The sequence below is a fragment of the Runella sp. R5_40 genome, from assembly GCF_057652295.1.
In genome coordinates this window covers 150,088-168,223 of sequence record NZ_JBYFCH010000008.1, presented here as the reverse complement: position 1 = coordinate 168,223, position 18,136 = coordinate 150,088, and the positions used below count along the sequence as shown (strand labels likewise).

The following is an 18,136-nucleotide window of genomic DNA, read 5'->3' as shown; positions in this document are numbered from 1 at the left end:
TGGACTATTCAAATAGAGCACCTACTTTTGTCATGCCGTTCCGAAAGGGCGGCATTTAATTTATGCAAAAAAGTCTATATAGATTATATACCATATCTGTAATTAGGATTATTGTTTTTATAATCCTTCAAGCTGTGGTTTATAAAACGATAGCACAACAAAAAGAAGTAACTCGTCAAACTTTGTACTGGACGCGCTACTATAATCAGTTGAATTTTCATCCAAGATGGACTTGGCACAACGAAATCGACAATCGTCGGTTTTTACAGGCCAACACCCAACATCACTTGATTATACACAGTCATCTTCATTATAAAGTTTTACCTAACGTTGACATTGCAGCGGGTTTTACGTATTCGCGGCAAAGTCCCCAAAGTCCTGACGCAACAGTGCATTTGGTTGTCCCTGAGCTTCGGCCTTTTCAGGAAATAAACCTAACAATGCCCTTTGGAAAACGGCTGGTATTGGCCCAGCGACTAAGAGTTGACGAGCGGTTTATTCATAGAAATAACGGAAAGCAATTGTTAGAAGGCTACGATTTCAATTTTAGGATACGACTACGGGCGCAAGCCATTGTGTTATTGTCGAAGCAAAGTACCGAGCATACTACCTATCTTAAAATAGCCAACGAATTGATGGTCAATGCAGGAAAGAACATTACCCTCAACCCATTTGACCAAAACCGAATTTACCTCGGACTTGAACAAAACCTTGGAAAAAAGCTAGCCATCGAACTAGGCTATTTACACTGGTACCAGCAGCGCAGTAGTGGGTATCAGTTCTTTGATCGAAATATTACAAGACTTACGATATACCACCGAATTAACATAAAATCCTAATGAACCCAGCCACAAAAACGGCCCCTATTTCAGCCAAAAAGCCCCAATTCGACACCGAAAAGTGGATGTGGATTGGAATTCCTGTGACCTTGCTGACCCTCACCTTTGGGTATCTTCTCATCAAACACGGGTCTGACTTTTCCATCGAGAATTTTAAGGAGGGATTTAATTCTGACTTTGCTTTTTTTCTTCTCGTAGGGATTTTCGCCCAGCTCGTAGATGGAGCACTAGGCATGGGTTACGGCGCGAGCGCTACTTCCTTCTTGCTTACTTTGGGCGTACCTCCTGCCGTGAGCAGTACCAGTGTTCACTTATCAGAAATGTTTACCACGGGTGCGTCAGCCATTTCACATTTTAAGTTTAAAAACATCAATAAAAAGCTCTTTCGTACGCTTTTGATTCCTGGCGTAATCGGCTCAATAACAGGTGCTTATTTATTATCAGACGTCATCGACGGAAACGTCATTAAGCCGTATATCTCCGCCTACATGGTCGTGCTTGGCTGTATCATCGTCAGCAAAGGGTTGAAAAAAACCACCGTTAAAAAACCAACCAAGCGTTTGGGAGTATTGGCACTTTTTGGTGGATTTATGGACGCCGTTGGCGGCGGCGGGTGGGGGCCTATCGTTACCTCTACACTTATCGGTCGCGGACGTGACCCTCGCTACACCATTGGCTCGGTCAATGCGGCCGAATTTGCGGTTGCCTTCGCAAGTGGCATTACTTTCTTGCTCTTCGAAGGAATCAACAGCTGGCAAGTGGTGTTAGGTTTAGTGTTAGGAGGGGTTTTAGCTGCGCCTTTTGGGGCCTATTTGGTCAACAAAGTCAATCGTAAACCGTTGATGGTCATCGTAGGTTGTTTGGTCATTTTCTTGGGCTTGCGCGTAGTTTTAAAAGCTATATTGTAGTATAATGTGTAATTTTGCGACCTAATTTTAAAGAAAATCATGAAACGTCAGACGAAAGCGATTCGTACGCAAACGAAAAAAACGCAGTACCGCGAACATTCAACGCCCCTTTTTCTTACCTCAAGTTTCTCATTTGAGTCGGCAGAGCAAGGCAAGGCATTGTTTGACGAAACAGAAGAAGGCAATATTTACAGCCGCTTCTCTAATCCTAGCGTTCAAGAATTTGTGGACAAAGTGTGTATGCTCGAAGGAGCGGAAGACGGCCTTGCCACTGCTACGGGTATGGCAGCCGTTTTTGCGAGTATGGCGGGTATCCTAAAGTCTGGCGATCATATTATTGCCTGTCGCGCCTTGTTTGGGTCAGCGCACCAAATTATTACCCAAATTTTTGCCAAATGGGGCATTACCTATACCTATTTGGACGCCGATGCTACCGAAGAACAGTGGGAAGCCGCCGTACAGCCAAACAGCCGCATGGTTTACCTAGAAACCCCTTCCAACCCTGGGTTGGAATTGGTGGATTTAGCAATGATTGGCCGTTTGTGCAAAAAACACAAGTTGATATTCAACGTTGACAACTGTTTTGCGACTCCTATCATCCAAACACCGATTGATTTTGGTGCCGATTTAGTGGTTCACTCTGCTACCAAATTCATGGACGGACAAGGTCGTGTATTGGGCGGGGTAGTGGTTGGTAAAGCCGAATACATCGCTCCTATTCGTTTCTTCTGCCGCCACACGGGGCCGTCGATGTCGCCGTTTAATGCGTGGACATTGAGCAAAAGCCTCGAAACGTTGGAATTGCGTATGGAAAAACACAGCCAAAACGCATTGCAATTGGCCCAGGCACTAGAAGCATTACCAGAAGTAAAAAAGGTCAACTATCCGTTTTTGCCAAGTCATGCCCAATATGAGCTTGCCAAAGCGCAAATGAACGCAGGCGGCGCCATTGTAACGATAGAACTGGAAGGTGGTTTTGAACGAGTAAGCGCCTTTATGAAAGCACTCCAAATTCCGACCTTGTCGTCAAACTTAGGAGACACCCGTACCATCATTACCAATCCATTTACGACCACTCACTCTAAATTGAAACCCGACGAAAAAGCAGCCTTGGGAATTACGGAAGGGTTGATTCGTATTTCTGTGGGGTTGGAGTCGATAGAAGATTTAATTGAAGACTTTTCACAAGCAGCAGTAGTAAGTGCAGAAGTACTGGCTGAAAAAATATAGTTATTACCATGACACCCACCGAAACACATAGTACCGAATCGTTGCTATACCAAATTGAAGGCAAAACGGAAGTCGAAGCTCTTCGCCTTTTGTCGGAGCTTTTTCCTGGACAAGTGGCGTTTTCAAGTAGCTTGGGCTACGAAGACCAAGTCATCACCGACATGATTTTGGCCAACGGCATCGACATTCGCATTTTTACCCTTGATACGGGGCGGATGTTTCCAGAAAGCTACACGACCCTGCAAAAAACCAATAATCGCTACGACACCAAACTAGAGGTATTTTTTCCTCAGAGCGCAGGTGTTGAGAAATTACTCACTGAAAAAGGGCCACTTAGCTTCTACGAATCCGTCGAAAACCGCAAAGAGTGTTGTTTTATTCGTAAAGTTGAACCCCTCAACCGTGCCCTCAAAGGCGTAAAAGTGTGGGTAACGGGTATCCGTGCCGAGCAGTCAAACAACCGCACAGGAATGCAAGCCATCGAGTGGGATGGAGGGCATGAGTTATTCAAATACAACCCTTTGCTTGCTTGGAGTTTTGACGAAGTAAAACAATACGTAAAAGCCCACAATGTCCCCTATAACCCGCTGCACGACAAAGGGTTTGTGAGCATTGGCTGTGCTCCTTGTACCCGTGCTATTCTCGAAGGAGAAGACTTCCGTGCTGGCCGTTGGTGGTGGGAAGACGAAAGTAAAAAAGAGTGTGGGTTGCACGCCAGATAACCAAACGCTCTTCGATTTAAACGTAAATTATCCAATTCAGACACGATACATCATGTCAAATATTCAAAGTTTATCCTCCGAAGCCCAACGTCAGGATTACCTCGACCAACTCGAATCGGAAGCCATCTACATCATGCGCGAAGTAGCGGGTCAATTTGAGCGTCCAGCATTGTTGTTTTCGGGCGGTAAAGATTCTATTACACTGGTACGCCTTGCCCAAAAGGCATTTGCACCAGGCAAAATTCCTTTCCCATTGGTTCATATCGATACAGGCCACAACTTCCCCGAAGCAACTCAATACCGCGATTGGATGGCCAATGAAGTGGGAGCGAAGTTGATTGTGCGCCAAGTAGAAGATACCATCAAAGCCAAAGGCTTAAAAGAACCAACGGGTAAAAACGCCAGCCGCAACTGGCTTCAAACCTTTACGTTGCTCGATACCATCGAAGAATTTGAATTCGACGCTTGTATCGGTGGTGCTCGCCGCGACGAAGAAAAAGCCCGCGCCAAAGAGCGCATTTTCTCCTTCCGCGATGAGTTTGGTCAGTGGGATCCTAAACGCCAACGTCCTGAACTTTGGAATTTGTTCAACGGAAAAATTAGCAAAGGCGAAAACGTACGTTGTTTCCCTATCTCTAACTGGACCGAATTGGACGTGTGGGCGTACATTGAGCGCGAAAAAATTCCGCTACCAAGCATCTATTTCTCGCACCAACGCGAAATGATTTTGCGCGACGGAAACTTGCTCGCCAACGCCGATTTTATCTACAAAGACGATTCCGACGTGATTGTTACCAAAACCGTCCGTTTCCGTACCGTAGGTGACATGACTTGTACGGCTGCCGTTGAATCAGAAGCCAGTACCATTGAACAAGTAGTGGCCGAAATCAAGGCGACGCGCATCAGCGAACGCGGCGAAACGCGTATCGATGACCAGCAAACCGAAGCGGCCATGGAAGACCGCAAAAAGGGAGGATATTTTTAGAATGTCGAATTTTTGAGTGTAGAATGACGAATGAACGAAACTATTCGACACTGTGCACTCTGAACTCGACACTTTATGCTCGACATTAAAAATTTGAACTAATGGACATTCTAAGATTTATAACCGCAGGTAGTGTTGATGACGGGAAAAGTACCCTCATCGGACGCTTGCTTTACGATACAAAAAGTATTTTGGCTGACCAACTGGAAGCCGTCGAAAAAGCCAGCAAAACACGCGGAGATGGCGAAATCGACCTTGCGCTGTTGACCGACGGATTGCGCTCAGAACGCGAGCAAGGCATTACCATCGACGTGGCCTACAAGTACTTCCAAACGCCTAACCGTAAGTTTATCAGCATTGATGCCCCAGGGCATATTCAGTACACGCGCAACATGGTGACGGGTGCTTCCAATGCCGACTTGGCCATTATTTTGATTGATGCCCGCCAAGGAGTCGTTGAACAAACGCGCCGCCACTCGCTGATTGCTTCGATGTTGGGTATTCCGCACATCGTGGTGGCCGTCAATAAAATGGACTTGGTGGGGTATTCGGAAGATACGTTCTTGCAAATTGCGCAAGAATACCAAAAACTCGCCGACAAATTGGCCATCAAAGACCTCAAAATCATCCCTGTAAGTGCCTTGGCAGGGGATAACATTGTGGATAAGTCGGAGGCCATGCCTTGGTACACGGGCGAAACCATGCTTCATTTCTTGGAAAATGTAGATGTGCAGCACGACTTGAACCTCAACGACGCTCGTTTCTCGGTACAATACGTGATTCGCCCTCAAACCGAGGAACTACACGATTACCGTGGCTATGCAGGACGTGTACAGAGTGGCGTATTTCGCAAAGGCGATACCATTACCGTTTTCCCGTCTGAACAAACGTCGAAAATCGCTAAAATTGAAGTATATGGTCAAGAAGTAGAGGAAGTTTCGGCGCCTCAATCAGCGACAATATTACTCGAAACCGACGTTGACATTAGCCGCGGAGACTTAATCAGTGGCACAGGTAACTCCCCCGTCCTTAGTCAAGACGTAGAAGCAACGATTTGTTGGATGGACGACCGCAAAGAGCTAAAAGTTGGCAACAAATACACCCTTCAACACGGTACGACTCGGGTTCGTTGTTCGGTCAAAGGCATCGAATACCGCGTGGATATTAGCAATTACGACCAATTGGAAGACATCGAAAGCCTCAAACTCAACGATGTCGCTAAGATTGTTCTCCGCACAGCCAAGCCTATCGCTTACGACGCCTATCAAACCAACCGCGCCAACGGTGCGGCCATTTTGATTGACGAAACCTCTAACGTAACCGTAGGGGCTTGCATGGTAGAAGCGTAAGAAGTTCTATTTTATACAAAGCCATTCTTTCCACTACGGAGAGAATGGCTTTTTCATTTTTACGGCTATTTTCTGAGACGAATGGGTTTGGTACCCACCGTTTTTTTAAACTCACGCCACCGTCGCCGAGAAACCGTCAAAGTGATACTCTCAAAAAACGTTACTTCTCGTTCTCCTTGCTCGAATTGCAAGCTACTGACGGCATTTTTGTGAATAGCGTATTTGCGGCTGATGCGTATAAACATCCCTTCGGGTAGGCGCTCCATTAAGAAACCAATGCTTTTAGAAAGCAACACAGCAGGCCGATTTCGGTAATAGACAAAGGTATAATTGCCTTCACCCTCAAAGTACAGGATGTCTTCCAGCAACAATTGGGTGCGGTCGGTGAGTGGAAAAAGAGACATGGTTTAATATATTTTATAGCCCCTAAATTGAGTATCTCCGCCCGTACCGTTTACGTACAAAAGGATTGGCGTGTTACTTTCGTTGCTTTGTACAATGCTAAAAACTATTCTATCCCCTTGACTCAACTTTACCGACTCTACAAAATTCTGATGTGCCACAGCCAATCCCAGTCCGTTGATTTTGTAATCAAAGTGCATTTGACGAATGAGTGTCCCGTTTTGATAGAGAGCAAAACGGAGTCTCCCTTGTTCGATGGCTGGGTTGTTTCCCACTCGACCTAATGACAGTTTGCATTCAAAACGATACAGTCCCGAGGACGGTATGGTTATTTCGCCCGCCAAAGGATTCAACATAGACCCGTCGTCCCAGTTTTCGGTAAAACCTGAAAGTACGTTTTCTGTATTATGAGCAAGGGTAATCGACGACGCATAGGTAGCTTCAAAGCCCACTTGAGGGTTTTGAACAACATCAACCCACATCGGCGAGGTATTTCCTAACGTCATCAACACTTGGCCTACCGCTCCCGACGACCCCGACACCACCAACGGCCCCGTGAGGCGAAGTCCCGAACCTGCATTGAGCCTGCTACTCATCGTAATGTCGCCAGTACTGCCGCTGATAAGCATCCGCGAAAGGGTATTGGTGCGAAATTCCAAGTCGGAGGTAGTATTAGACGTCCCTATGGTAAGCGTGGTCGGGGTGGTTTGTACGTACCCTTTCAAAAGGCCATTGTTGTAATAGGCCGCAAAAGGATTAGAAGCCCCGTCAATGCGCATAGCTTCGCCCGATTTGTTGATGTGCAGCGGAATGGCGGGGTTGGTACTTGGGCCAATTCCGATAGAATTTGGCAAAGTGGTTACTTGTCCAACGGCCGAAGTAAGTGCCACGCACCAACCCCAGAAAGCGAGCGTAAAAATGGAAGAATAGTTTTTCATGTGAGTGGTGGATTATTTACCCGTTTTAGTAGTGGCATCGGCAGTAGCCAAGTTTTCAACAAGCGCTTCTAAGCGGCTGAGGCGGCTTTTGAGTATTTCGTTTTCTTTGGCCAATTGCTGTATCGCGCTGATTCCCAGCATCGAGAGGGCTTCGTAGTCCACCGTGCGAAAATCGGACACCTCACGGCCATAGATAAATACAATCGTGGATGGTACCGAACCCCCAATTCTAAATCCTGTTTCGTTGGTTTCCAGTACTTCCGTTATTTCTTCGCGGTTATCCACCATCAACTTTACCCGCTCGCCTGCTTTGAGCGTGTGACCCGCAAGTTTCACAAAACCATTTTCCAACGGTGCTGCTTGATAAATATCAGGAATAAACGAAGTTTGACGACGTACCGCCTGCGGATATACTTCCTCTACTTGCTGCGCAATCACTTTTTTAAACGCACGGTCGCCCCATACGTAGCGGTCTTTCATGCGATAATTCGTGATGCGCAACCGACGCAAGGTCGCTAAATCTTGGGCATTGTCTGAGGTACCTTCTACTTCTTTGATGCGGGCATCCGACAGCACCACATTTTGGGCTGAACCAATGTAGGTTGCCGAAAAAATCCCCTGAGCGGCATAAATAGAAAGCTCTGCCGTCGAGGTAGGAAAGTTGGAGGGCGTAGCAATGGTAGGATACAACACCGTAACACGACCCGTAGTGACATTTTTATACGTATTGACGTGTAAAGTAGCCAACGTATTGGTAGCAGCCCCAAAATCTCCCAATCCCATGCTGTTGTCATTTCTGACAACCAAAATTGTTTTTCTTTGATTAATCATGCCATTACCCAACATCAATAAGCCATTGGGGTCGTCAACGTTAAGCAATCCCATAGCGGTGGAAAAGTCACCACTGGCTATAGTGCTCCCCCCCATAGTCGTTGAATAGTTTCCATTGGCTCTTGTAGTCGTTCCCATAGCTGTTGAAACGCCTCCACTGGCTCTTGTATCTACTCCCATAGCCGTTGAATAAACTCCACTGGCAGTAGTATTGAGTCCCATGGACACTGAATAGTTTCCGCTGGCAGTTGTGCCATACCCCATAGCGATAGAATGACTACCTATGTTATCAGCATCCCATTCTGTTCCAGCTACTGTACCTACCCGAAAAGCCGACCGTGAAGGTATCCACATCAGGCGTGTTCCTGCCCCACTTACGGGAGTAGTAGCAGGATTTGATGTGGTGGTTACTGCTGTCGGATTTGCTGACCAAAACCCACCCGAGTTGGTATTTCTTATTTCATTGCCTGCCGCGCCCGATTGCTCCCAGAAGTTGGTGTTGGCGGCTGTTTTGGGGAGTTCTGTCCAAGTGTTATTGCTTCGCAGCCAATAACTTTGGGTGTTGGTGTCAAAAACCAACATTCCGTTGGTGGCCGATAACACAGTGCGTTGGGCGGTGGTCATCTGTGGCAAAATCACCCCTGGGCGGAGTTCGGTACTTTGGGCGTAGGCCAACCCGTTACTTACCACAATAACCCATGCCATCACAAGAAGTGTAAACGATGTTTTCATAAAGGGAGAAATAAAAGCCGTTTTGTTTTTCCAAAAAGACAGAAAAACAAAACTCATTTCAACCCCTAGTTCACCACTGACGTAGTTACGACCATAACTCGCAGCTTTGGGTTTGTAACTCCCAGCTTACGCTTTAATCAAAAAAGGGAATACGTAAGGTTACGCGCGTACCCGTTGAAGGCGCAACGTCTTCTATTGTTAGGTCGATGTTCCAATGGTAGATTTCGCGCAACAATCGCAAACGGTTTTCAACCAACGAGAGACCCATTGAACGGTGCTTGACCGATGCCAAACGAAGTTTTGCGGCTTTGTCTCGGCCAATGCCGTTGTCTTCGATGACTATTGCGATGCCATCTTCTAAACTACTGACTTTCACCCAAACACAGCCCTCTCGTTCCAGCCGCTTAAAACCGTGTTTGATGGCATTTTCTACAAAAGGTTGTAACAAAAAGGCAGGTACTTGAACAGCGTCGAGGTCGATGGCGTCGTCGATTTGTAGGTCGATTTGAAAAGGCTGACTAAAACGACGTTGCTCCAACAACAAGTATTGTCGAATGATTTCCAATTCTTGTCCCAATGGCAAAAACTGTTCACGGCTTTTGTCCAAAATCTCGCGCATCAACACCGAAAAATCGGTAAGGTAAGCAGCGGCTTCCTGCGTTTTATTTTTAATGATGTAACTTTTGATGGAATTGAGGCTATTGAACAAAAAATGCGGGTTGATTTGCGTGCGCAACGTCGTCAGTTCCGAGAGGGCATAATTTTGCAGCAACCGATTTCGTTCGCGCTGAACTTGCACCATTTTTTCCCCCGTTGCCAACGAGAAAAACAAAATATCAATCAGTACGCCGTAATTGAAATAGACGTTGGGGTAGTGCGTGAGCAGCATCGAACTCATGGGCGCCCATCCCAACGCGACCGATGCAAAGCCAATGGTGGTTCCGATCACCATGACCAACGCCCCCAACTTGATGAACCAAGACACGCGCTCTTTGGTGGCCCAAAGCAACACCAGGCTCGTCACATTAAGGACAGGTAATACAAATTGGCACAATTGATGAAAATTGGTCTCAAGGTCGAGGCGGCGATACACCACCGTAAGCACTAGCTCAATCGCCAGCAGACCTCCTACTACGTAAAACAAACGTTCAAAATAGCGCTTGGTCCAACTCGACGGCCAGTTTTTCATCCCCAAAATTTCAAACAAAAAGAAGGTGTGTGTAAACAGCGTCAGCAGGATGTAGAAGTTTTGTTGCAACGTAAAACGCAGAAAAGGTACATAGCTGATATAGTCCACCACGTACGACGAATAAGAAGCGCCGTAGGCCGCAAATCCCCACATCGACATGAGGTAAAAGGAGTAAAGCAGCAAGTACCTTTGGCGATTTAAAACCCATTGAAACAGGAAAAAAACGGTTAAAAACGCCAAAACTGCCATCAATTCGTGGTTGACTGCCATCGGAAAATAGTCATCATACAGGCCCTTGACGCGTTCTTTGGCCTCGGCGTCGTAGCTGTACAAAAACGGCCTTATCTCGAACGGCTTTCCCGTCAGAGCACGAATTTTGGCGTATAGATAGCGCGACTGATAAGGAGCAAAATAAAGGGGAAAATACCGATGGTCGTATCGGTACAATCGCTCTGAGGGGAGTAAGCGCTGAGAGGTATATAGTTGATAGAGGGTTTGTGCAGTTGGACTGCGTTCGTAGAGCGTTGTTTCGTAAAAATTGCCCAACGTCAAAAGCAGCTCTTGCGACACCGACGTTGCATTTTGGAGGGTCAACCGTACCCAATAATTGTAATGGACTTCTTTCTGCAACAGCCGAGGAATCGTTGTGGTTTTCAGCGGGGTAAACTTCCCTTTAGTCATGGCCTGTTCGTCGGCGACCTCCCCCGTTGAATCAATCCAAACCCAAACGGCCGAAGTAAGGTCCAACGGCAACGCAAGCGAGGAATCAAGGCGCACAGGGCTTTGCCCCGCTGCGTACAACGGTAGCCCAAAGGCCCAAACGGCCATCCACCAATTTCGCCAATGCCCCATAGGTTACAAACTGTAGGCCACGAAGTTTTAGAATAATGCAGTAAAATCCTACCAAAAACTACAATTGTTCACGAGCGGTCGGTTAGAAATCACCCCGAATGAGCGTCAACAACTTAGCTTTGTTGGCGCGCGACACCGACAGTGCCTTTCCGTTGGTCATGGTCACAACCCCACCGTCGCCTTTTTGGTATTTTTTGATGTAGTCGATGTTAATAATGTACGAATGGTGAATACGGGCGAATTTTCGAAGGGGTAACATTCGCTCAAAATCCTTCAAATTTCGAGAAACCAACACCGCATCTCCCGTTTTGAGCACAACGTTGGTATAACTTCCATCGGCCTCCAACAAAACCACATCGCCCGTTTTGAGGATTTCGTAGCCTTCTTGAGTCGGAATTGCCATCGAGGTCGAGTCTTGCTGCATCAGGGTTAAATTACCCAAAAGTGCCTGAATATTAACATAATCGACTTTTTGATTCTCTTTTTTCTTTGTCAACAACCGCTCCACCGCCCGAGTTAGTTTTTCGGGAGCCACGGGTTTTACCAAATAATCGAGGGCATAAAAATCAAAGGCCGCCAGGGCAAACTCTTCGTAAGCCGTCACAAACACAATCTCAAAATCGACCGATGGAAGCGCCTCCAGAAAGTCGAAACCACTCATTTCGGGCATCGAAATATCCAAAAACACTACATCTACGGAATGTTCTTTCAAAAACCCGATGGCGTCCGCAGGGTTTTCAAACATACCTACTACCGAAACCTCAGGACAATAGTGCTGTAAGTCATATACCAACACATCAGTGCTGTTTTGTTCATCGTCTATGAGTAGGGCAGTGAGCATACCAAGAGTTACAGTAGATTTGCAAAAATAAAGTTTTCACCAAGTACAGCTATACATTGGGCGTGCTATTTCTTGTATCTTTTTCTTTCACAGGTGGGTACGGGAATGTTGTAAACCCAAACCTTATCAATTTTGTACCAAACCTATTACTTATGAAACCTTCCATCATTTGCTCGCTTGCCGCTTCTACGCTCCTTGCGGCTTGTTTTTCGATAACTGCATCGGCCCAACGAAACGTAACCAACGCCAACGACTCCAACACGCCTTTGCATTTGCTCCAACCCGACTACCCTGTTCCTTATGGAATTTCAAAAGCCAACGACATCAAGGGAACGTTAGACCGCATTCATGGATATTTGAATACCGTCACCCCTACTGCATTTGTCAACTCCAAAACGGGCGAAACCGTCAGTGATTTGTCAAAAATTGATGAAAATACCGCCCTCCAAAAAGGAGATTTTCGTTTGGTCAGCTACGAGTGGGGGGTCACTTACGGTGCCATGCTTTTGGCTAGCCAAATCACGAGTGATGGCCGCTATAAAGAGTACGTGGACAAACGCTTGGAGTTTATCGCTAATGCCGCGCCCTATTTTAAAAAAACCACTGAAGAACATGCAGATTGGGGTACAAAAGGGCCGTTGCGCGGTTTATTAACCCCACATGCCCTCGACGATTGCGGCGCCATGTGTGCGGCCATGATTAAAGCCACGCGCGGAGGAAATACGTCGAAGCTACGTCCACTTATCGACAATCACATCAATTATATTTTAACCAAAGAACACCGCCTCAGCGACGGCACGCTCGCTCGGAATCGCCCTCAACCCAACACCCTTTGGCTCGACGATTTGTTTATGGGAGTTCCTGCCTTGGCTCAAATGGGAAAACTCACGGGCGATAAAAAATACTACGACGAAGCCGCCAAGCAGATTTTGCAGTTTGCGAAACGGATGTTCAACAAAGAAAAAGGCGTGTATATGCACGGTTGGGTCGAAGGCATGACCGAGCATCCACAATTCCACTGGGCCCGTGCCAACGGCTGGGGGCTGCTGACCAAAGTAGAAGTGCTCGACGTTCTTCCTGAAAACCATCCTGCTCGCTCAGAAATCATCGCTTTGTTAAAAGCGCACGTCAAAGGCTTGGCATCGTACCAATCAGGTTCTGGGTTTTGGCATCAATTGCTCGACCGTGAAGATTCTTACTTAGAAACTTCAGCGACCGCTATTTACACATATGCCATCGCGCACGCCATCAACAAAGGCTGGATTGACGGCCTTGCGTATGCTCCCATGGCCTTACTAGGCTGGAACGCTGTTGCGACCAAAGTCAACGAAAAGGGTCAAGTAGAAGGTACGTGTGTAGGAACGGGCATGGGCTTTGACCCCGCATTTTATTACCACCGCCCCATCAGTCCATTTGCGGCACATGGCTATGGCCCCGTGATTTTGGCTGGAGCAGAGGTTATCAATCTACTGAAAAACAAACAGTTTGAGATTAACGACAGCTCAGTACAGTTGTTACAGAAGAAGTAATAGTCTTTCCCCAATACAATGAAAATCAAACCATTAACGTGAAATATATAACTATCATTTGCTGTAGTTTGTGGGTAACAACCGCTATTTTTGCCCAAAAATTACCCAAAAAGAAAGACGTCTTAAAGGCCATGACCTCGGCCAATGCGTATTTTATGAACAAATGGTCGGATGTGGGAAAACCTATTGTGGGAAAAGACCGCACACGCCCCAGTAATATCTGGACCCGTGGCGTTTACTACGAAGGACTAATGGCGCTTTACCAAATTGACCCTCAAAAACAGTACCTCGACTATGCTATTTCGTGGGGAGAAGCCCATAAATGGGGACTTCGCAATGGCATTACCACCCGCAACGGCGATGACCAGTGCTGCGGACAAACCTACATTGACCTCTACCTCATGGATAAAAAAGAGGAACGTATCCGCGACATCAAAGCTTGCATGGACAACCTAGTCAACAGCGAAAAGAAAGATGACTGGTCGTGGGTGGATGCCCTGCAAATGGCGATGCCCGTTTTTGCCAAGTTGGGGGTAATTTATGACGACAATCGCTACTACGAAAAAATGTACGACATGTATTTGTTCACCAAAAACCAGCACGGCGATAAAGGGCTTTACAATCCTGCCGAAGGGCTTTGGTGGCGCGATAAGGACTTTGACCCACCGTACAAAACCCCCGCAGGTAAAAACTGCTATTGGTCGCGCGGGAATGGCTGGGTAGTAGCAGCTTTGGTACGGGTACTCGACATTATGCCCAAAAACGCCCCTCACCGCGAAGAATACCAAAAAACGTACCTCGAAATGATGAAAGCCCTGCCTGCCCTCCAGCGCCCCGATGGCTACTGGAACGTAAGCCTAACCGACGAAACGGATTTTGGAGGAAAAGAACTTACTGGTACGGCGCTTTTTGTGTATGGAATGGCGTGGGGAATGCGTAATGGTCTTTTGGATAAGAAAATATACCAGCCCATCGTTGCCAAGGCCATGAATGCCATGCTGAAAGAATGTGTACACCCCAACGGCTTTTTAGGCTGGGTGCAAGGCACGGGAAAAGAGCCCAAAGATGGCCAACCCCTCAGCTACGACAAACAACCCGACTATGAAGACTTTGGCCTCGGCTGCTTTCTCTTGGCAGGCACCGAAGTTGTGAAATTATAATACCTACCTTCCGCTTAAAACCGTTTTCCCAATTGCTGATTCTCGTCAGGAATTGGGATTTTTTATGCCTTATTTCTTCTAAAATAACGCCTTTACCCTCAATACATTAGGCCAAGTTATTGATAAAATCTATACATATATAGAAAATATCAATTTGATACGTATATACATTTGGCGGAGTTTTGCGCTGAGATTAAAATTATACTTTTCAAGTACAAAAGCTTTTAATTTCAAAAATTAAGAACAATAAATTGTACTATAACAATTTTTAATTTTAAAATACCTTACGACTATGTCCAGCAAAATGTTAGGTTTGGGAGCACAATTCCCTTCGTTCAAAAAAACATCTGTCGTGTCTTTAGAAAAAGGCAACGAGTTTTATGACATCACTTCAGAAGACCACAAAAACGCGGATAAATGGATGGTGATGTTCTGGTGGCCAAAAGATTTTACGTTTGTTTGCCCTACCGAAATCGCCGCTTTCAACCAACGCGTAGAAGACTTCGCTGACCGTGACACAATCCTTATCGGTGCTTCTACTGACTCTGAGTTTGTTCACTTGGCATGGCGCAAAAATCACGAAGATTTGACAGGACTTAAATTCCCCATGTTGGCCGATACGTCGAAATCATTGGCGGAAGAGCTTGGAATTTTGGAAGCCAACGAGAAAGTAGCTTACCGTGTTACGTACATCGTTGACCCACAAGGAATTGTTCGCTGGGTATGTGCAAACGACTTGTCGGTAGGACGTAATGTGGACGAGGTTTTGCGCGTGTTGGATGCCCTCCAAACCGACGAGCTTTGCCCATGCAACTGGAAACAAGGCGAGGCTACCCTTACTGCTTAATGATTGGTAAAACCTATCTCTACGATGTTTGGAACAATTAGTGAAACTAAAAAAAGCTTGCTGGCAGAGGTAAACCTACCAGCCGAGTACGATAGTATTTTTCTCGACCGCCTAAACGATGCCGACCATCGTTACATCAAAGACCTGAAAATCAACGTCGCCAATGCGCTTAAAGCACCATCTTTGGGCGAAAAAGACGCGGTTTTGTTGGCTTTAGGTGTGGCTATCAACGAAAAAGCCACCGACTTGATTAACGCCCTTGAGGCGCTTGCACAACAGCGCGGTGCCACCGAAAAAGAGCTTAACGAAGTAGCAGCCTGCGTATCGTTGATGAATGCCAACAACGTGTTTTATCGTTTCCGTCATTTCATGAACAAGGAAAGCTATAACAACATGCAAGCAGGTATTCGGATGTCAATCATGATGAATCCTGTGTTGGGAAAAGAGTTTTTTGAACTACTGAGCCTCGTCATTTCGGCCGTCAATGGCTGTGAAATGTGCGTTACCTCGCACGAAACCTCTGTGAAAGCTCACGGAGCATCTGAGCAGCGCATTTTCGATGCTGTACGTCTTGCAGCTATTTTCAAAAGCTTTATAACATTATTGTAGCGCTGCCATCAACCAGCTAAAAACCAACTACTTCATCAACAGACGTTGTTTTGGGTACGCTACCATTGGAGATAAAAAAACAGCCCGTAAAATTTTACGGGCTGTTTAAAAACCATCTGTTCCTCTCAGTAAAAATTCTTATTCTCTCCTCAGGCGGGTTGTGAGCAACCCTCTCCACGTTACAAAGATCCTCTCCGAATCATGTAAAATGGGTTCTTTACTTTTATTCGTTGTTTGTTCAACAAAAGCGAAGCCGCCGTACGTCCCATGGTCTCAAAATCGGTACTAACGACTGTGATTCCTAGCAATTCCTTGAGTGTTGTTTCATTAAACGAAATCAAGCCAATTTCTTTGCCGAGCGTATATCCTGCCTGTTTTACTTTTTTGGCCAATTCCGCCAAGTCGTTTTCTTCTACGACAATGTAGGCCGTTTTTGTCTCCAGTATTTCGTCGTTAATGGAGTCCTTTATTTCAAACTTTTTATGGTAATTGATGCAGAAATTTCGCACGCCTTGCACAATTTCTACGGGATAATTTCCATCCGACGGAAAAACCAGGGCTATTTTTGAGTATTTCAAAAGTAAATCATTGGCACTTTCCAATGCTTCAAAAATATCTTTATCAAAACGCTGATAAATGCTCAATGGGTTAGACGTCAGTTCAGGAATGTCACGGTCTAACAACACCAACTCATTCTTTGGAATGCTTTTCAACGTATCCAGATAATCGGCTTTATCGAGGTCTTGGGTAAAATGCGGCATGACCACGTAATAGTTGTAAGCCCCCAGATTTTGCTCGATAATTTCTTGAAAACGACTTGCACTGTAATGGTGTACCTGCAAATCCACAATCGCAGTATCGCCAAGTGCTTTTAAGAACGAGTAATAGATTATCTTTTTGTAAGAACTTAATTTATTGAAAATCAACAATATTTTAATCTTCTTGTCACTATCCGACTGCACATAATACCCTTTCCCTTGTACCGATACAATGTGCCCTTTCGCCCGCAGCTCGCGGTACGCTTTTTCTACCGTGTCGCGAGCCAGCAAATACTCAATGCTCAGTTCGCTAATCGAAGGAAGCTGATCTCCTTTTTTCAAAACTCCTCTTTCAATATCCCGCATTACCGATTGAACAATTTGCTTGTACTTCGGCACTTTATCAAAGGGATTAATTGAAATTAGAGCACTGTTCATCTTATTTCCTATTTACAATTGTCTTTTTTTGAGAAATACCAACAGACGTATTTTTTGGGTAGTTGACTTGGTAATTGAAATGTAGGAAGTTATTATTAAATTTTTGACTGCTTTTTACGTATTTTTTTATGCAATCGTTATCGGGAACGTTACCAAAATAGTAGGTTTTGAAGAAATAGTTGTAATTTTAACTATCAAGCAGCTACCAAACACTTGTTTGTAGTGCAGGAGTAATGGTCAAAAAAAATTGTACTTTATACATATATCTTCAACAAATACGGCTTTCGCAACGCTTTTTTCTGAACCAAACCAGCTGCTGAGGCGTTTTGGCTTTACATCAGAATAAAGATAGTTTTGTATTCTAAATCCATCTGTTTGTGAATTATTTTTCGTCGTTTACGCTCGTAGCGTTCATTGGTCTATTATTTGTTGGTTGCAATATGGAAAGGCGTGTCAATGGCTCCAAAGAAGCCGTTGAGAAGGTAAAAAGTATGCAAATCAAACGCGTTACGACCCAACAAGTCGTGACTATTGTGGATGACTGGGGCCAGAGAATTGTAAAACAAGCACAAGCAAACCTCGAAAACGCCCTAGCGAAGTCGCCTTCAGATGCTGCGGCTTTTTGCCAATTGCAAAAGTTGCCACAAATAGATTCGTTGGAAAAGTTATATACCGCAGAAATCAACCTCTTAGGCACAAAGGACCTCAAAAACCCCGCATTGTCGGCCAAAGAGCAAGAAATCCTCGATGCTTACGTATATAATGCCGAAAATAAACTCTCTCAAATCCCTAATATCCAAAAATTAGGCGACTCTGCACTGGTGTATAATGCACCCGTTTCGCTGCAAAGTAGCATTTGTCACAAATGTTTTGGGGAAGATGCCACACATTTGGCGGTCTGGCGCGTAAAGTTTAAACGAAGCGAAGTCATACGAAAAGTAAATGCCAAGTCGTTGCAAAAAATCAAGTAAAACTAA

Annotated in this window: 17 protein-coding genes; 11 read left to right on the top strand and 6 right to left on the bottom strand. The window is 45.5% G+C overall.

Going from position 1 to position 18,136, the window contains the following annotated elements; translation table 11 throughout:
* Positions 1–134 precede the first annotated feature (134 nt).
* From AC23N5_RS16400 to AC23N5_RS16375, 6 genes are all read left to right on the top strand, one after another.
* The gene (locus AC23N5_RS16400; protein WP_487756407.1) at positions 135–839 is read left to right on the top strand and encodes a DUF2490 domain-containing protein; all 705 of its coding nucleotides are present in this window, start codon (positions 135–137) and stop codon (positions 837–839) included.
* Positions 839–1,747, top strand: a complete 909-nt coding sequence (locus AC23N5_RS16395; RefSeq protein WP_183974925.1) for a sulfite exporter TauE/SafE family protein — start codon at positions 839–841, stop codon at positions 1,745–1,747. Before AC23N5_RS16400 ends, AC23N5_RS16395 begins: the two co-directional genes overlap by 1 nt.
* A 39-nt stretch (positions 1,748–1,786) precedes the next feature.
* Positions 1,787–2,977: a trans-sulfuration enzyme family protein gene (locus tag AC23N5_RS16390; RefSeq protein ID WP_487756406.1), complete on the top strand. Its 1,191-nt coding sequence runs from the start codon at positions 1,787–1,789 to the stop codon at positions 2,975–2,977.
* Between the two features lie 8 nt (positions 2,978–2,985).
* Complete coding sequence (locus AC23N5_RS16385; RefSeq protein ID WP_487756405.1) at positions 2,986–3,699, top strand: phosphoadenylyl-sulfate reductase; 714 nt, start codon at positions 2,986–2,988, stop codon at positions 3,697–3,699.
* A 52-nt stretch (positions 3,700–3,751) separates the two neighbouring features.
* Positions 3,752–4,684 carry a sulfate adenylyltransferase subunit CysD gene (gene cysD / locus AC23N5_RS16380; protein ID WP_487756404.1) on the top strand — a complete coding sequence of 311 codons (933 nt, stop codon included), beginning with the start codon at positions 3,752–3,754 and terminating at the stop codon, positions 4,682–4,684.
* Between the two features lie 101 nt (positions 4,685–4,785).
* Positions 4,786–6,033: a sulfate adenylyltransferase subunit 1 gene (locus AC23N5_RS16375; protein WP_487756403.1), complete on the top strand. Its 1,248-nt coding sequence runs from the start codon at positions 4,786–4,788 to the stop codon at positions 6,031–6,033.
* A 65-nt stretch (positions 6,034–6,098) separates the two neighbouring features.
* On the opposite strand, the gene AC23N5_RS16370 is transcribed toward AC23N5_RS16375, so the two are convergent.
* From AC23N5_RS16370 to AC23N5_RS16350, 5 genes are all read right to left on the bottom strand, one after another.
* Positions 6,099–6,437, bottom strand: coding sequence for a LytR/AlgR family response regulator transcription factor (locus tag AC23N5_RS16370; RefSeq protein ID WP_487756402.1), 339 nt, complete (start codon positions 6,435–6,437; stop codon positions 6,099–6,101).
* Between the two features lie 3 nt (positions 6,438–6,440).
* Entirely contained in the window at positions 6,441–7,373 is a 933-nt protein-coding gene (locus tag AC23N5_RS16365) for a hypothetical protein (RefSeq protein ID WP_487756401.1), read from the bottom strand.
* A 12-nt stretch (positions 7,374–7,385) separates the two neighbouring features.
* Positions 7,386–8,993: a tail fiber domain-containing protein gene (locus AC23N5_RS16360; RefSeq protein ID WP_487756400.1), complete on the bottom strand. Its 1,608-nt coding sequence runs from the start codon at positions 8,991–8,993 to the stop codon at positions 7,386–7,388.
* A gap of 76 nt (positions 8,994–9,069) precedes the next feature.
* On the bottom strand, positions 9,070–10,977 hold the full coding sequence (locus tag AC23N5_RS16355; protein WP_487756399.1) for a histidine kinase: 1,908 nt from the start codon (positions 10,975–10,977) through the stop codon (positions 9,070–9,072).
* 82 nt (positions 10,978–11,059) lie between these two features.
* Positions 11,060–11,818: a LytR/AlgR family response regulator transcription factor gene (locus AC23N5_RS16350; protein ID WP_487756398.1), complete on the bottom strand. Its 759-nt coding sequence runs from the start codon at positions 11,816–11,818 to the stop codon at positions 11,060–11,062.
* A 152-nt stretch (positions 11,819–11,970) separates the two neighbouring features.
* Between AC23N5_RS16350 and AC23N5_RS16345 the strand changes: the two genes are divergently transcribed.
* The 4 genes from AC23N5_RS16345 (at position 11,971) to AC23N5_RS16330 (ending at position 15,963) form a co-directional block, all read left to right on the top strand.
* Positions 11,971–13,347 carry a glycoside hydrolase family 88/105 protein gene (locus AC23N5_RS16345; protein WP_487756397.1) on the top strand — a complete coding sequence of 459 codons (1,377 nt, stop codon included), beginning with the start codon at positions 11,971–11,973 and terminating at the stop codon, positions 13,345–13,347.
* Between the two features lie 38 nt (positions 13,348–13,385).
* Positions 13,386–14,507, top strand: coding sequence for a glycoside hydrolase family 88/105 protein (locus AC23N5_RS16340; RefSeq protein ID WP_487756396.1), 1,122 nt, complete (start codon positions 13,386–13,388; stop codon positions 14,505–14,507).
* 292 nt (positions 14,508–14,799) lie between these two features.
* Positions 14,800–15,354: a peroxiredoxin gene (locus AC23N5_RS16335; protein ID WP_183974946.1), complete on the top strand. Its 555-nt coding sequence runs from the start codon at positions 14,800–14,802 to the stop codon at positions 15,352–15,354.
* Between the two features lie 24 nt (positions 15,355–15,378).
* Entirely contained in the window at positions 15,379–15,963 is a 585-nt protein-coding gene (locus tag AC23N5_RS16330; protein WP_487756395.1) for a carboxymuconolactone decarboxylase family protein, read from the top strand.
* A gap of 179 nt (positions 15,964–16,142) precedes the next feature.
* On the opposite strand, the gene AC23N5_RS16325 is transcribed toward AC23N5_RS16330, so the two are convergent.
* Complete coding sequence (locus AC23N5_RS16325; protein ID WP_183974950.1) at positions 16,143–17,159, bottom strand: GntR family transcriptional regulator; 1,017 nt, start codon at positions 17,157–17,159, stop codon at positions 16,143–16,145.
* A 440-nt stretch (positions 17,160–17,599) separates the two neighbouring features.
* Here AC23N5_RS16325 and AC23N5_RS16320 point away from each other — a divergent pair, with 440 nt between their 5' ends.
* The gene (locus AC23N5_RS16320) at positions 17,600–18,130 is read left to right on the top strand and encodes a hypothetical protein (protein ID WP_487756394.1); all 531 of its coding nucleotides are present in this window, start codon (positions 17,600–17,602) and stop codon (positions 18,128–18,130) included.
* The last annotated feature ends 6 nt before the right edge of the window (positions 18,131–18,136 follow it).

Coding starts and splice junctions, on each gene's coding strand:
- AC23N5_RS16395 (WP_183974925.1), top strand. CDS start 839: ATGAACCCAGCCACAAAAACGGCCCCTATTTCAGCCAAAAAGCCCCAA.
- AC23N5_RS16390 (WP_487756406.1), top strand. CDS start 1,787: ATGAAACGTCAGACGAAAGCGATTCGTACGCAAACGAAAAAAACGCAG.
- AC23N5_RS16385 (WP_487756405.1), top strand. CDS start 2,986: ATGACACCCACCGAAACACATAGTACCGAATCGTTGCTATACCAAATT.
- cysD (WP_487756404.1), top strand. CDS start 3,752: ATGTCAAATATTCAAAGTTTATCCTCCGAAGCCCAACGTCAGGATTAC.
- AC23N5_RS16375 (WP_487756403.1), top strand. CDS start 4,786: ATGGACATTCTAAGATTTATAACCGCAGGTAGTGTTGATGACGGGAAA.
- AC23N5_RS16370 (WP_487756402.1), bottom strand. CDS start 6,437: ATGTCTCTTTTTCCACTCACCGACCGCACCCAATTGTTGCTGGAAGAC.
- AC23N5_RS16365 (WP_487756401.1), bottom strand. CDS start 7,373: ATGAAAAACTATTCTTCCATTTTTACGCTCGCTTTCTGGGGTTGGTGC.
- AC23N5_RS16360 (WP_487756400.1), bottom strand. CDS start 8,993: ATGAGTTTTGTTTTTCTGTCTTTTTGGAAAAACAAAACGGCTTTTATT.
- AC23N5_RS16355 (WP_487756399.1), bottom strand. CDS start 10,977: ATGGGGCATTGGCGAAATTGGTGGATGGCCGTTTGGGCCTTTGGGCTA.
- AC23N5_RS16350 (WP_487756398.1), bottom strand. CDS start 11,818: ATGCTCACTGCCCTACTCATAGACGATGAACAAAACAGCACTGATGTG.
- AC23N5_RS16345 (WP_487756397.1), top strand. CDS start 11,971: ATGAAACCTTCCATCATTTGCTCGCTTGCCGCTTCTACGCTCCTTGCG.
- AC23N5_RS16335 (WP_183974946.1), top strand. CDS start 14,800: ATGTCCAGCAAAATGTTAGGTTTGGGAGCACAATTCCCTTCGTTCAAA.
- AC23N5_RS16330 (WP_487756395.1), top strand. CDS start 15,379: ATGTTTGGAACAATTAGTGAAACTAAAAAAAGCTTGCTGGCAGAGGTA.
- AC23N5_RS16325 (WP_183974950.1), bottom strand. CDS start 17,159: ATGAACAGTGCTCTAATTTCAATTAATCCCTTTGATAAAGTGCCGAAG.
- AC23N5_RS16320 (WP_487756394.1), top strand. CDS start 17,600: ATGGAAAGGCGTGTCAATGGCTCCAAAGAAGCCGTTGAGAAGGTAAAA.